The 14,300-nt window shown below is 71.3% G+C and carries 13 protein-coding genes; 3 read left to right on the forward strand and 10 right to left on the reverse strand.

Annotation, left to right across the window (positions count from 1 at the left end):
- Positions 1-202 precede the first annotated feature (202 nt).
- A complete protein-coding gene (locus tag OG599_RS27395; RefSeq protein ID WP_327178634.1) occupies positions 203-343 on the forward strand; it encodes a hypothetical protein in 141 nt (46 codons plus the stop codon).
- A 154-nt stretch (positions 344-497) separates the two neighbouring features.
- Here the strand turns inward: OG599_RS27395 and OG599_RS27400 are convergent, their stop codons facing one another.
- The 7 genes from OG599_RS27400 to OG599_RS27430 form a co-directional block, all read right to left on the reverse strand.
- Positions 498-1,496, reverse strand: coding sequence for an ester cyclase (locus OG599_RS27400; RefSeq protein WP_327178635.1), 999 nt, complete (start codon positions 1,494-1,496; stop codon positions 498-500).
- 104 nt (positions 1,497-1,600) lie between these two features.
- Positions 1,601-2,920, reverse strand: coding sequence for an MFS transporter (locus OG599_RS27405; protein WP_327178636.1), 1,320 nt, complete (start codon positions 2,918-2,920; stop codon positions 1,601-1,603).
- Between the two features lie 292 nt (positions 2,921-3,212).
- On the reverse strand, positions 3,213-3,998 hold the full coding sequence (locus OG599_RS27410) for an HpcH/HpaI aldolase family protein (RefSeq protein WP_327178637.1): 786 nt from the start codon (positions 3,996-3,998) through the stop codon (positions 3,213-3,215).
- Positions 3,995-4,768: an SDR family NAD(P)-dependent oxidoreductase gene (locus OG599_RS27415; RefSeq protein ID WP_327178638.1), complete on the reverse strand. Its 774-nt coding sequence runs from the start codon at positions 4,766-4,768 to the stop codon at positions 3,995-3,997. Before OG599_RS27415 ends, OG599_RS27410 begins: the two co-directional genes overlap by 4 nt.
- Entirely contained in the window at positions 4,765-6,075 is a 1,311-nt protein-coding gene (gene hisD / locus OG599_RS27420) for a histidinol dehydrogenase (protein WP_327178639.1), read from the reverse strand. Before hisD (OG599_RS27420) ends, OG599_RS27415 begins: the two co-directional genes overlap by 4 nt.
- Positions 6,076-6,132: 57 nt before the next feature.
- Positions 6,133-6,870: an alpha/beta fold hydrolase gene (locus tag OG599_RS27425; RefSeq protein WP_327178640.1), complete on the reverse strand. Its 738-nt coding sequence runs from the start codon at positions 6,868-6,870 to the stop codon at positions 6,133-6,135.
- 5 nt (positions 6,871-6,875) lie between these two features.
- On the reverse strand, positions 6,876-8,015 hold the full coding sequence (locus tag OG599_RS27430) for a cupin domain-containing protein (protein WP_327178641.1): 1,140 nt from the start codon (positions 8,013-8,015) through the stop codon (positions 6,876-6,878).
- Positions 8,016-8,071: 56 nt separating this feature from the next.
- Between OG599_RS27430 and OG599_RS27435 the strand changes: the two genes are divergently transcribed.
- Positions 8,072-9,223 (forward strand): LacI family DNA-binding transcriptional regulator, encoded by a 1,152-nt coding sequence (locus OG599_RS27435; RefSeq protein ID WP_327178642.1) that lies wholly within the window; start codon positions 8,072-8,074, stop codon positions 9,221-9,223.
- A gap of 12 nt (positions 9,224-9,235) precedes the next feature.
- Here the strand turns inward: OG599_RS27435 and OG599_RS27440 are convergent, their stop codons facing one another.
- The 3 genes from OG599_RS27440 to OG599_RS27450 form a co-directional block, all read right to left on the reverse strand.
- Positions 9,236-10,675 (reverse strand): amino acid permease, encoded by a 1,440-nt coding sequence (locus OG599_RS27440; RefSeq protein ID WP_327178643.1) that lies wholly within the window; start codon positions 10,673-10,675, stop codon positions 9,236-9,238.
- 137 nt (positions 10,676-10,812) lie between these two features.
- Entirely contained in the window at positions 10,813-12,174 is a 1,362-nt protein-coding gene (gene hisD, locus OG599_RS27445) for a histidinol dehydrogenase (RefSeq protein WP_327178644.1), read from the reverse strand.
- Positions 12,175-12,269: 95 nt separating this feature from the next.
- On the reverse strand, positions 12,270-13,181 hold the full coding sequence (locus OG599_RS27450) for a LysR family transcriptional regulator (protein WP_327178645.1): 912 nt from the start codon (positions 13,179-13,181) through the stop codon (positions 12,270-12,272).
- 235 nt (positions 13,182-13,416) lie between these two features.
- On the opposite strand from OG599_RS27450, the gene OG599_RS27455 reads away from it, so the two are divergent.
- A complete protein-coding gene (locus OG599_RS27455) occupies positions 13,417-14,292 on the forward strand; it encodes a carbon-nitrogen hydrolase family protein (protein ID WP_327178646.1) in 876 nt (291 codons plus the stop codon).
- The last annotated feature ends 8 nt before the right edge of the window (positions 14,293-14,300 follow it).

Consider the following 14,300-nt stretch of genomic DNA (forward strand, 5'->3'; position numbering starts at 1 on the left):
CTCAGCGTGACGCCCACGGGGAAGGTGCTCGCCGAGGCAGTGTTCGCCGAGACCACCAAGCGCCTGGCCGACGGCCGTCGAGGTCACCGGCGACGAGCCGACGGGCCCCCAGATCGCTGCCTCGTTCGGCGCGCGCGCCGGGCTGTCGTCACGCTACGAGGCGCTGCCGCTGAGCGTCCTCGGCAACGACCTCGGCAAGGCGATGTTCCGCCAGTTCGCCAAGGGGTCCGCATACCCGTCGGATTTCGCGGCACTGAAGGCGATCGAGCCGACCATCCGGAACCTGGCCGAGTGGATCCGCTCCACCGGCTGGACCGCGCCCGCGGAGCGGATCCGTTCCTGATCCTCCAGCCGTAGGCCGTGATGCCGAGCTGCCGGCGGTGATGCCGGGCTGCCGGCGGTGGCGTCACCATCACGGCCGCCGGGTGACCGGACCGGTCGGCGATGCGGGCGGTCGACACCGGAAGACCGGTGTCGACCGCCCGCATCGAGGGTGCTCAGTAGATGTTGGCCTCGACCCGCGAGCCTTCATCGCGGCCGGCGTTGATCTGCGCGCGCAGCGAGATCTCGTCGTAGACACGGACCTCCTTGACGATGCGGCCCTCCTGGATCAGGAACTGCGAGACACCGAGCACCGTGACCGGCTTGCCGGTGATCGGGCCGAAGGACGGGGTGCCGCGATACGTGCCGTGCATGGTCCACAGGACTGCCACGCGCAGGCCCGCGTAGCGCGGGGAGAAGTTGGTCTGGATGTCCCGGACCGCGAACCGTGCGTCGGGGAACGGGCCGACCATGGCAAGCAGATCGGCCTGGTAGCGCTCGGGCCGGATGACCGTCCGGTCCCCGATCGTGTGGAGGAACAGGTCACGGTCCATGTAGTCGTGGACCTTGTTCAGCTGACGCTGCGTCCACACCTCGTCGATGAACCGGAGCACCATCTCGCACTCGGGACGGAACTCGTCCGGACGCTCACCGCTGACCCCGTCGACCAGCACGTCCTGTGGCGGCTCGTCGAGCATCGAGCCGCTGTACCCCTGGAAGGTCAGCTCGCGGGCCGCCTCGGCCGGGTCCTGGCCGCGCTGCAGACAGTCGGCGAGATCGTCGCGTACGACCCACTCCTCCACCATCCGGCCACGCCGGTAGAGGCAGTTGGCCACGGTGCGCTTGCGGATACGGATGTTGTGGCCGTCCACGAGGTGCTCGTCGGCGGAGAAGACCAGGTGCGAGCTGAGGAACGCGTCGTCGCCGCGCGCCTCCCACACCACGTCCTCGGCCTGGCCGATGTGGCCCGGCGTGCTGCCCATGCGGATCGTGCTGCCCTCGATGACGCCGTCACGTCCGACGACGGTGCCGAGGCTGGCGTGGACGATCGAGTCGGGCTCGTAGTTGTCGACGATGTGGGCGATGTCGCGGTCGACCCAGATGCGGTCGGTCACCTCGCGGATGAAGTCGTCCGGGTCCTTGTACGGGAGGTATGCGACAGGGTCCAGGGTCATGGTGCTTTCCGTTCCAGTGGTGTGCGTGAGCTATGTGAATGCGTATGTATGCAGCTGGTCATGAGGGTAGCCGGGGGCCATGCGGTCCGTTGGGGGCCCAGGCCCTACCGGACACCGCCCGCCCGGCGGGAATGGTCAGGCACGGCCTGGCGGGCGAACTTGTCCGCGCCGAGCTGACTCCGGTACGTCTCGGTCATGAAGGCGCTCACGACGGCCAGTGCCAGGAGCGCGCCCACCGCCAGGTAGGCCCAGACGGCGAAGATGGTGCCGAAGGTGCTGACCAGCAGGGTCGCGACGAACGGCGTGGTGCCCATGAAGATGGAGAACGAGCTGTTGTACGCGATGGCGCTGGCGCTGAACCGGGTGCGGGTGGTGAACAGTTCGGCCGCGCAGACGGTCACGATGCCCGTGAGGAAGAACTCCGGCACGAGGTAGATGAGCTGGCTGGCCACGGCCGTCCCGAAGGTGCCGTGCTCGCCGACCATGAAGGCGACCGGGACCAGCACGATGCACGCGATGGCGCCGGTGACCAGCATCGGTTTGCGCCCGATGCGGTCCGACAGGATGCCGGCCAGCGGCAGCATCGGGATGAGGACGGCGATGGAGATGGCGTTGGAGGTGAGGGCCATCCACCGCGGCAGGCCCAGGGTGTCGGTCAGGTACTGGGGATAGAACGTGACCCAGGTGTAGGACAGGATCGCGAGCATGATCGAGATCCCGCAGAAGACCAGGATCGGCCGCCACTGCGAGCGCAGCGCCTCACGGATGGGGGCCTTGACGACATCCGTCCCCTCGTTGGTCGCGCGGACGAACTCCGGCGTCTCCTCGATGTGGCGGCGCAGCCACACGCCGACCAGGCTGAACGGGATCGCCAGCAGGAAGGGGAGCCGCCAGCCGTACGAGTCGAGGGCCTCGCCCTCGAACAGCCAGCTGGTCAGGGCCGCCGTACCGGCGCCGGCGAGGGTGCCGACGAAGCAGCTGTTGGAGGCGTACGACGTGTAGTAGGCCCGCCGGTTCGGCTCCGCCCACTCCACGATGAACGCGACGGCTCCGACGTACTCGCCGCCGGAGACGGAGCCCTGGACGACGCGCAGCAGCAGGAGCAGCGCCGGGGCGCCGATGCCGATCTGCTGGTACGTCGGCAGCGCCGCGATCAGGGCGGTGGCCACACCCATGGCGACGATGGTCCACAGCAGGGTTTTCTTACGGCCCACCCGGTCGCCCCAGCGGCCCACGAGGGTGCCGCCGAGCGGGCGGAACAGACAGGCGACGGCGATGATCGCGTAGGTGCTCAGGACCGCCACGGTCCTGTCGCTCTCGGGGAAGAACGCCGGGGCCATGATCGGTGCCATGTAGCCGTACAGGCCGTAGTCGAACTGTTCGACGAAATTGCCTATGCTTCCCGCGCCGATCGCCCGGCGCACCGCCTTCCGCCTGTGCGGGTCGGCTGGGGAAAGGCCGACGGCTGGGGCGGGTGGCGCTGTGGCGGACATGGCTGCTCCGATCACGCGGGAACGAGGTGTGCATACGTATGGATTGGGAGAACTGGTCGAGAACACTATGGACCCGGCTCCGGGGCGTCAAGGGTGGGCCGGGAGTGGTCCTGCGGGCCCCGGCGGGCGGCAGCCGGGAGCCCGGCGGGGCGGCGCGTGCAGGGGTGCGCGCCGCACCGCCGCAGGTTCCGCAGGCACAGTTCCTCGGCCGTCCCGGAAGCGCTCAGGCAGGGGCGCCGGCCGCGTCCGTCGTGCCCGGCCCGGCCAACGCGCGCATGGTGTCCATGAGGACATGGGCCATGTTGTAGAGGACGAGCTGCGCCCCTCGGCGCTCGGCGGTCCGGCCGGCGTCGAGACTCGGCACGATCGTCATCACCGCGCGCTTGCGTGCCCGCGCCGCGTCGTGTGCCCGCGCGGTCAGCCCGTCGACGACGCCGGGCGCCGGGAAGCCGCAGTCCACGGCCAGATCCGCGGGGCCCACCAGGACCGCGTCCACCCCCTCGGTGCCGAGGATCGCCTCGGCGTCCTCGCAGGCGCGCCGGGTCTCGATCATCGCCACGACCAGGGTCTGGCGGGACGAGGCCACATGATCGGCCGCCGTGACCGTGCCGAACCGGCCCGCTCTGCTGTAGGTGGCGAAGCCCCGCTCCCCCCACGGAGGGTAGTGGCTGGCCGCCACCGCCCGCGCCGCGTCCTCGCGGCTGTCCACGTGCGGGAAGATCAGCCCGGCCGCACCCAGGTCGAGGCAGCGCAGCGCGAGCGTCGGCTCGGCCGAGCCGACGCGGACCAGGACGTCGATTCCCTGCGCCGCGGCCGCCGTCAGGTGCTGCTGGAGCAGCGCCGTGTCGGCAGGGCCGTGCTCGCAGTCGATGACGACGTAGTCGAATCCCGCGACCCCCGCCATCTCCACCAGTGTCTCCGCGGGGAGCCGAAGCAGGGCGCCCCGCAACTGCTCGCCGTCCGCCAGCCTCTGCTTGAGACCGCGGCGCGGTGTGCTGTGCGCGGTCACCGGGCCACCATCCCCGCGGAGAGGTCGATGTCGGCCCCGCACAGTCCGCGCATGCGCAGCATCGCGACGACGGCCTCGCCCACCTCGTCCTCGGTGACCATGCGTCCCAGGGCGGAGCGTCCGACGAACTCCTGCTCGGCCCGCGCACGGGTGCTCCCGGTGCGCTCCGCCTCCAGACGGAAGTTGCGCTCCATACGAGGACCCGAGACAGGCCCGGGGGACAGCGAGTTGACCGTGACACCAAGCGGTCCGACCTCACCGGCCAGCGTGGTCGTGAGGCCGATGACCGCCATCTTCGACGCGCAGTACGGGGTACGCCGCAGCAGGGGGCGCTTGCCCGACACCGAGGCGATGTTGATGACGTCGCCCGTGCCCCGCCCGGTCATGGCGGGCAGGAAGGCCCGGCACATCAGGAACACCCCGCGCACGTTCACGTCGAAGACCTCGTCCCACTCCTGCGGGGTGATCTCGGTCAGCGGGGCGACCGGGCCGGCGATCCCGGCGTTGTTGACCAGTATCGATATCTCCTCACCGGCCAGCTCCCCGGCGAGCTCCTCGACGTCGTCGGGGCGGGAGACGTCGCAGACGCGGTACGAGACCTGCGGGCCGAAGTGCGCCGCGGTCTCCTTGAGCGCGGCCTCGTTGCGGCCCGTGATCACCACCCGGGCGCCGTCGGCGTGCAGTGACCCGGTGACGGCCCGGCCGAGCCCGCTGCCGCCTCCGGTGACGAGCGCGACGCGGCCGGCCAACGGTGCGGTGCGGCCGCTCATGCGGCGCCCTCCTCGTTCCACGGCAGGGTGCCCTTGCCGTACTTGGCGGCGCGGACGTCTCCGGAGCGGGCGTGGCCCTCGAAGAGCTCGACGCGCGCGGCCCGGCCGCACACCTCGCCGAGCAGCGCGGAGGACGCGGTGTCGGTGACCTCCTGGTACGTCACCGTCTTGAGGTACTTGCCGACCCACAGGCCCCCCGTGTAGCGGGCGGCGCCCCGGGTGGGCAGGACGTGGTTGGTGCCGATGACCTTGTCGCCGTAGGAGACGCAGGTACCTTCGCCGAGGAAGAGCGCACCGTAGTCGCGCATCTTCTCCAGTGCCTGACGAGGGTTCACGGTCAGGACCTCGACGTGCTCGCTGGCGTAGGAGTCGGCGATCCGGAAGGCCTCGTCGAGGGTGTCGGCCACCACGATCTCGCCGTGGTCGCGCCAGGCGGGTTCGGCGAAGTCCTTGGTGGGCATGCCCGGCAGCAGGCGCTCGATGTGCCGCTCGACCTCGCGGCCCAGCTGTTCGGACGTCGTGACCAGCACGGCGGGGGAGTCCGGGCCGTGCTCCGCCTGCGACAGCAGGTCGACGGCCACGACGAAGGGGTCCGCGTTCTCGTCGGCGATCACCAGGATCTCGGTCGGTCCGGCGAACAGGTCGATGCCGACCTCGCCGAACAGCTGCCGCTTGGCCTCCGCCACGTACGCGTTGCCCGGCCCCGCGAGCATCGGGACGCGGCCGATGGTCTCGGTGCCCACGGCCAGCGCGGCGACGGCCTGGACGCCGCCCAGCAGGTAGATCTCGTCGGCGCCCGCGAGGTGCATCGCCGCGACCGTCGCGGCGGGGATCTCGCCCCGGATGGGCGGTGTGCAGGCGGCGACGCGGGAAACGCCGGCCACCTTGGCGGTCACGATCGTCATGTGGGCCGACGCCGTCAGGGGGTAGCGGCCGCCGGGCACATACGCCCCGGCGGCGGCCACGGGGACGTGCCGGTGCCCGAGGCGGACGCCGGGCAGCGTCTCGATCTCGACGTCGGCCAGCGAGTCACGCTGGGCCTGCGCGAACGTACGGACCTGCTGCTGTACGAAGCGGATGTCGTCCAGCACCGTGCCGGGCACCCGCGACACGATCCGGCGGACCTCGTCGGCGCTGAGGCGGAACGAGTCCGGGCTCCACTTGTCGAACTTCTCGGAGTACTCACGGACCGCGTCGTCACCGCGCCGGCGGATGTCGCCGAGGATGGCGTGGACGCGCTCGGCGACATCGGCCCGGGCCGCGCTCACCTGCGCGGAGGGGAGGGGGGACTTGAGGTGTCGGGGCATGACGGCTCTCTTCCGATGAGGATGAGGATGAGGATGAAGGGGGCGGGGGTGGTGCGTTCAGGGAGCGGCGGGCGCCGGTCTCGTACCGCCGGCGGCCGCGACGAGTTCGCGCAGTGCGGCCGTGACCGCCTCCGGCCGCTGCCACGGCAGCAGGTGTCCCGCGTCGGGCAGCAGGGTCAGGGCGGCTCCGGGGACGGAGTCCGCGATGGCCCGGTGGTAGGAGGGCGGGCACAGGGTGTCCCGCTCCCCGGCCAGTACGACGGTGGGGCAGCGGGCCATCCGCAGCGCGGGGGCCGCGTCGGTGCGGGTCGCCTGCGCGGCGAGCTGGGCGCGGGCGGCGGTGGCGCCCACCGCGTGCGCCATGGCCCGGTAGCGCCCAGCGGCCTCGGGCGTGGGGCTGCGGTCGGGGAACATGTCCGGCAGTGTCTGCTCGACGACGTGCGAGAACCGGCCGGCCGCGATCAGCTCGTCCATCGCCCGCCAGGCCGCGTACTGCCCGGGAAGCGGCCGGCCCCCGTTGGTCGCCATCACGCACAGACCCGCGATGCGCCCGGGCGCCCGGCGCAGTGCCTCAAAGCCGACGATGGCTCCCAGGCTGAGCCCGACGAGCACGAACGGTCCCGCCACCGCGGCGAGCACGTCCTCGGCGAGCGCCCCGATGGTCCCGCGTCGCAGGGCGACGTGGTGGACGTCGTGGCCCTCGGGGAAGTCCACGTCGCGCCACAGGTTCGCGTCGCAGAGCATCCCGGGCACGACGACGAGCGGCAGCGGACGGCCCGTGTCCCCGTGATCCACGTCGGTCACCAGAAGCGCGCGGAGCGGGGCAGCAGGGCGTAGGGGGCGACGTAGCCGTTGTGGTCGATGCCCAGGCCCGCGTCCGCCGCGCTCTTGCGCACCTCCTCGTCCCACTCCAGACGGACGCGTCCGTCACCGGAGTTGACCACGAGGAGGTCGCCCTGCTCGTCGCCGACATTGCGTACGGTGCGCCAGGCGTCCTGCGGGACGGAGAGCATGTCGCGGGGGCCGAGACGGACGGGGAGGGGGTCGGTGCGGTTGAGGGTGACCTCCCACAGGCCGTCCTTCACGATCAGTGTCTGGGTCTCGTGCTGGCGGTGCGCCGAGACGCCCTGCCCGGGGTCGGCGCGGAGCCAGGCGACGTTGTGCCCGTGCGGATTGAACACGCGGGGCTCCTGATGCGGGTCCTCCGTCATGCCGTACCCGATGACGCAGTTCAGCCGGGCACCGCCGCCGGGCAGGGCGCTGTCGAGGAAGGGGTGCTCGGAGAAGACCAGCTCGTCCGCGGCGGCGATCCGGCGCTTCATCTCGTCGGGGGTGTAGTGGCGCAGCCGGTCGATGTGCTCCCGCGTCATCGGGCTGACGAGCTCGGACTCCGGCGGGAGGGCGTCGCCGGCGACGGTGTCGACCAGCTGGTTGTCCGCGGTGAGGTACAGGCCGTGCTTCCCGGCCTCCCGCAGGACCGACGGGCCCCAGATGATGCCGCCGGTGTGATCCATTCCCAGCACGGTGAACATCCAGCCGTCGTCCGGACCGGTGTTGGTGAAGCCGCGGAAGATCCAGGTGGGGATGGAGGCGATGTCGCCGGCCCTGAGGGTGAGTTCGCCCTCGGCGCCGTCCGCGCCCCAGCGCAGCAGGTACTCGCCCTCGGTGCAGACGAACACCTCGGCGGTGTAGTGCAGATGGAGGTTGTTGGTGATGCCGTTCGGCATCGCGGCGGCACCGATGTTGTAGCCGTGCGGCAGCCGGAGGTTGACGTGCTGACCGGCGGCCTGCGAGACGCCCGGCCCGATCATCGCGTAGTTCTCCTTGCGGTCCGACCCGGGCGTACGGCAGTCGATGAAGGCCTGGTTGCAGGAGACGAAGTCGCTGCGCCGGACCGTGCGGCGGGCCAGCTCGCTGGGTGATACGACGACATCGGGCATGACTGCTCCTTGCGTGTGAATACGTATGTATCTCATGACAGGCGGTGCCGCGTCGGATGTCAAGGGGGCCGGGTGCGGCAATTGACCATGCGGGCTTTGCGTGTGTGCCGCGACGACCTGGGCGGAACAAGGCGACGTGTGGGTATGGCATACGTATACTGGCCGGGAGGCGCGGTCGGGCGGCTCCGGTGGCGACGAGGAGAGAGCCGATGGGGATCACCAGTCACGACGTGGCCAAGCTGGCAGGTGTCTCACAGCCCACGGTCTCGCGCGCGCTGCGTGACGACCCCCGCGTGTCCCGGGCCACCCGCGAGAAGGTCAGGCGGGCGGCCCAGGCGCTGAACTACGTGCCGAGCGAGGCCGGGCGCACGCTGTCGACGAGCGCCACCCGGCGGGTGGGCGTCATCGTCACTGATCTGACGAACCCGTTCTACCCGCATGTCATCGCCCCGCTCCACGACGAACTGAGCAGTCTCGGCTACCGGATGATGCTGATCACCGAGCGGTCCGACGAGGCGGTCGCCGAGGAGAAGCTGCTCGACCAGTCGATGGACGGCGTCGTCCTCGCCACCGCCACCACGGACTCCCGCCTGCCGGCCCAGCTGGAGCGGCGTGGCATGCCCTACGTCTTCCTCAACCGCGACACCGGACGCAGCGACGACTTCGCCTCCGTCGTCGACAACGAGGGCGGCGGACGGCTCGTCGCGCGGGAACTCGCGGCCTTGGGGCACCGGCGCGTAGCCGGGATCTTCGGTTCCGCCAACACCACGACGGGCCGCGAGCGCGAGCTGGGCTTCCGGCTGGCCCTCGCCGAGGTGGGCGTAGGGCTTCCGGAGAGCCGGGTGGTGCGTGGGGCCTTCGAGTACGAGACCGGCTACCGCGCGCTGCCCGCCCTCCTCGACGCGGACGAGCCGCCCACGGCGGTGTTCTGCGGCAACGATGTCGTCGCCATCGGTGTCCTGAACGCGGCGCTCGCGGCGGGTGTCAGGGTCCCCGAGGACCTCACTGTCATCGGCTTCGACGACCTCCCGATGGCGGCCTGGGAGGTGTTCCGGCTCACCACCGTCCGGCACGACCTGCGGGAGCTGTCGCGTCAGGCGGCGCGCCTGCTGGTGCGGCGGATCGCCAAGGAGGTCGACCCGGCCGGTGAACGCCTGGTCCTGCCGACGGAGTTCGTCCCCCGCGCCACGCACGCGCGCGCCCACTGAGCCGCCCCGGCCTCATCGTGCCGCCTGCTCCGCAATCCGCTCCGTGTCCAAGGGGCGCGCTGCCGGACCGTCGCCCCTGGCACCAGCCCGGCGCTGCCGCGCCGCTCCCACCGCGACGAGCACGGCGGCGAGCCCCAGGGAGAGCCACAGCTCCAGCCGGTGGCCCGGCAGTACGGCCATGAGCACCAGCACTCCGGCGATGAAGGCGACCGTGGCGAGGGTGAGGTAGGGGAACGCCCACATCCGGACCTCGGCCGGCCGGCCCCCCTTGCGGCGGGTCGCGTACTGCGTGAGCGCGATGACCATGTACATCATCAGGGCGATCGCTCCGCTGGAGGCGATGAGGTACGAGAAGACCTCCGGCAGCAGGTAGTTGGCGATGACCGCGGCGATCCCGATGACGGTGGAGGCCACGACCGCGTTGGCGGGCACTCCGCGCCGTGAGGTACGCGCGAAGGCGGCGGGGGCGTCACCCCGGCCGGACAGCGAGAACATCATGCGGGACGCCGTGTAGACGGCGGAGTTCAGGCAGCTGCTCACGGCGACGACGAGGACGACGTCCATGATCCACGCGGCGCCCGGGATGTTCATCCGGTCGAGGGCGGCCTGGTACGAGCCGGCCGCCAGGTCGTCGGCGTTCCACGGCACGAGGCAGACCACGATGAGGATCGAGCCGATGTAGAAGAGGCCCAGCCGCCAGACGACGGCGCGGACGGCCTTCTTGATGTTCTTGCGCGGCTCCTCGGACTCGGCGGCTGCGATGGTGACGATCTCGCTGCCCTGGAAGCTGAACATCGCGGTGAGCAGGCCGGCGATGACGGCCATGGAGCCTTGCGGGGCGAAACCGCCGTGGCTCCAGAGGTTCGACACGCCGTGGGTGTCCGAGCCCGGCAGCACACCGAGCACGGCGAGCACACCCAGGACCAGGAACGCCACGATCGCGACGACCTTCAGGAGGGCGAACCAGTACTCGAACTCCCCGTAGTTGCGCACCGCCAGCAGATTGCTGCCCGCCAGTGCGGCGATCACCAGGAGCGCCGGGATCCAGCTGGGGACCGAGGTCGGACCGGCGATCACCTCGCCCGCCGCGATGGCCTCGATGGGAATGACGAGGATGTAGAACCACCAGTAAAGCCAGCCGATCGAGAAGCCCGCCCAGCGGCCCAGCGCGCGGTCGGCGTAGGTGGAGAAGGAGCCCGTGTCCGGCTGGGCGACGGCCATCTCGCCCAGCATCTGCATGACGAGCACCACGAGCGCGGCCGCCAGCAGGAACGAGATCAGGACGGCCGGCCCCGCGGCGGCCACGGAGGTGGACGAACCGACGAAGAGGCCGGCTCCGATCACCCCGCCGATGGAGATCATGGTGATCTGGCGGCCCTTCAGGCCCTGGGTGAGAGCGGTGCCGCTCCCGCTTCGGGGAGGCGAGGACGGCGCGGACGGGCGGTGTCGCATGGGGGGACCTCGGGTGTGGGCGGTGTCTGGGGGGAGCCGGTGCGGCCCGGGGCGCGGCCGACAGGTCTCGCTCGTAGGGGGCGCGCACCGGTGCTCCCCGTGCCGCCGCACGCGGAGCGGCGGCACGGGGAGAGCGGTCAGAGCTGGTCGCGCAGAGCGGCCGGGACCTCGTCGAACGCGTCGGACGTCCGCCCGATCCGGTCGATGCGGAGCGTCGCCGTGGCGCCGTGGGCGGCCAGCCCCTCGAACGCCGAGATGCGCTCGACGGCGGGAGCGAGGGAAGCGGTCCCCTCCTTCGAGGCGCGCTGGTACGTCAGCGGCTTGAGGAAGCGGGAGACGGAGAGCCCCGCATTGTAGCGGGCCGTCTTGCCCGTGGGCAGCACGTGGTTGGTGCCGGCGATGCCCTTGTCGGAGTAGGCGACCGTCGACCACGCCCCGATGAACAGCGAGCCGTAGTTGGAGAGGTTCTCCAAGTAGTAGTCGTCGTCCTCGGTCTGGATCTCCAGGTGCTCGGGGGCGATGACGTCGGCGACGGCGACGGCGTCGGCCCGGTCGTCCACCACGATGACGGACCCGAAGTCACGCCATGCCGGGCCGGCGATGTCCCGGGTGACCAGGGACTCCAGCTGGCGGTCCATCTCCGCGATCACCGCGCGTCCCAGCTTCTCGGACGTGGTGATCAACGCGGCGGGCGAGTTGGGGCCGTGCTCGGCCTGGCCCAGCAGGTCCGCCGCGACCCACTCGGGGTCGGCGCTGTCGTCGGCGATGACGGCGACCTCGGAGGGGCCGGCCAGCAGGTCGATGCCGACCCGGCCGAACAGCTGCCGCTTGGCCTCGGTGACGAACGCGTTGCCCGCGCCGACCAGCATGTCGACCGGGGCCTCGCCGAGCAGACCGAAGGCCATCGCGCCGAGTGCCTGGACGCCGCCGAGCGCGAACACCCGGTCGGCGCGCGACAGATGGGCGCCGTACAGGACGGCGGGGTGCGCGCCGTGCTCACCCGACGGGGGCGTGCACGCCAGCACCGTGGGCACACCGGCGGTCTTCGCCACGTTCACCGTCATGAAGGCGCTGGCGAGCAGCGGGAAGCGGCCGGCCGGCAGATACGCGCCGACCCGGGAGACGGGGACGTATCGCTGGCCGCCGGCGACACCGGGAGCGACCTCGACCTCGAAGTCCTTCAGGTGCTCCCGCTGCGCGGAGGCGAACCGGTGGGTGCGCTCGTAGCCCATCTCCAGGGCAGTACGGACGTCCGGGGGCAGGGCGTCCCCCGACTTCTTGAGCTCGGTGGCCCCGATCTCCACGTCGCCGGACCAGCCGTCCAGCTCCTGGGCGTAGGCGCGCACCGCGTCCATACCCTTGTGCTCGATCTCCTTCAGCATGTGAGAGACCCGCTCGACCACCTTGGGGTCGCGCTGGGCGGGGGGGCCGTCCACGGACGGCTTCTTGAGCCACTGGAACGGGGGGAGGGCCTGTGCTTCGTCGTGCGTGATCTGCATGGCAGGGACGCTAGACGTCTCGCTGCCACAGGACCAGAGGGGCGAGTCCTGTCCGATCCACAGGGTTTCCCTGATCCCCGGGGTGAGGCCGCGGCTCAGAGACCGAGGTCGGTACGGATCTCGCGCAGGGTGTCCTCGGCCAGCCGGGCGAGCTCCCTCGTGGCCCGCGACAGCGGGTGTCCCCGCCGCTTGACGAGGGCGATCGTGTCGTAGAGGGGGTCGGCGAACGAGGCGGTGTGCAGCCCGGGCGGGAACGACGGGCCGGCGACCACCGCCCGGCTGGCGATCGTGTCGCCCACCCCGGCCGCCACCAGGCCCAGCGCGGCCTCCACGCGCTCCAGCTCGATGAGCGGGTCGATGGCGACCCCGGCGAGCTGGGCCCGCTCCGCGATCTGCCGCCGGGTGGGGTCCTGCCAGCCGTAATGGGCGTCGTAGAGAACCAGTGGCGCTCGGGCGAACGCCTCGATCGTCACCGGGACGCGGGTCCGTTCCTCGCTCGCGCTGATGTAGAAGACCTCGTCGCGCAGGAGCGGGGTCACCACCAGCCCCTCGTCGTCGATCGGCAGGACGACCAGGCCCGCCTCGATCCGGCCCGCGGCCACGGCGGCCGCGGTCTCCGACGAGTTCTGCCCCACGAGCCTGACCCTGACGGACGGATACCGGGCGTGAAACATCTGTACGAGGTTGGACAGCAGGTAGTAGTCCGCGTTACGCAGAACACCGAAGGTCGCCGTTCCTCCGCCCAGGGAGCCCAGGGAGCGCACCGCCCGCGTCCCGCTCGCGGCGGCCTCCAGGGCCTGCTGGGCGTACGGCAGCAGTTCCTGCCCGGCCGAGGTCAGGGTCAGGGTGCGGCTGCCCCGTGCGAACAGCTCGGCGTCGAGTTCCGCCTCCAGGCGCCGCACCAGTTCGGAGGCCGATGCCTGGGCGATGTCCATGGCCTGCGCCGCCGCGGTGAACGACCCCAGTCGCCCCGCCTCGACGAAGGCCCTCAGCTGGGTGAGGGTCATGCGTGTTCCTGTGTCCTGTCGGATCGGTGAGGCACGTCCGGGCGGTCGTGCGCAGCGCGGACGCGGTGGCCCTCGTTCTACCACGGAGCCACTGGTTCTCCCTGTGGATGGTGCTGGACAAGGGGATCTTGCCCTGAGGCAGACGCGATGATTGGCTCGTCAGCGCCCCGGGACCAGCGCCCGCAGACACCACCAGACAGCCACGGGACACCCCCTGCGCGGAAAGTTGCTCGATATGACGGTCCCCCTGACGATCGGCCTCGTCCAGGCGGCGGCGCTCCACCACGCCGCCGACGATCCGGACGCGTTCGCCACGGACGTACGCCGTGTCGTCGAGGCGCGTCCCGGCGTACGCCTGCTCGCCTACCCGGAGCTGCATCTGTGTGGCCACGAGCCCGGCGAGGACCCCGGGACGGTCATGACCGAGGCGGCCGAGCCGTTGGACGGCCCCCGCGGCACCCGGCTGGCGGCCCTCGCCCGCGAACTGGGCATCTGGCTCGTGCCCGGCAGCGTCTACGAAAAAGGCTCGGACGGCAAGATCTACAACACCGCCCCCGTCTACTCGCCCACCGGCGAACGGGTCGCCGAGTACCGCAAGATCTTCCCGTGGCGGCCGTACGAGACCACGGCGTCCGGCAGCAGTTTCGTGGTCTTCGACCTTGAGGGCCACGGACGCGTGGGCCTGACGATCTGCTACGACGCCTGGTTTCCCGAGACCACCCGCCACCTGGCCTGGCAGGGTGCCGACCTCGTGCTCAACCTGGTGCGCACACCGACCGTCGACCGCGCCCAGGAGGTCGTGCTGGCCCAGGCCAACGCGATCGTGAACCAGGTCTTCATGGCCAGCCTCAACGCGGCTTCGCCCGACGGCATCGGACGCAGCGTCGTCGTGGACCCCGAGGGGCATACGCGTGCCGAAGCCGGGCCCGGCCCCGAGGAGGTCCTGACCGACGTGCTGGACCTCGCCGAGGCGCGGAGGGTGCGCGCACGGGGGACGGCGGGCCTCACCCGGGTGTGGGACCCGTTCGCGGACGACCAACTCCCGATCGAACTCCCCCTGTACGCAGGCAGGATCGACCCGGCACGCTGGCGCGGCGGATCCCGGCCGTGAGCCGGCCC

It is taken from the genome of Streptomyces sp. NBC_01335 (assembly GCF_035953295.1).
Classification (GTDB): domain Bacteria; phylum Actinomycetota; class Actinomycetes; order Streptomycetales; family Streptomycetaceae; genus Streptomyces.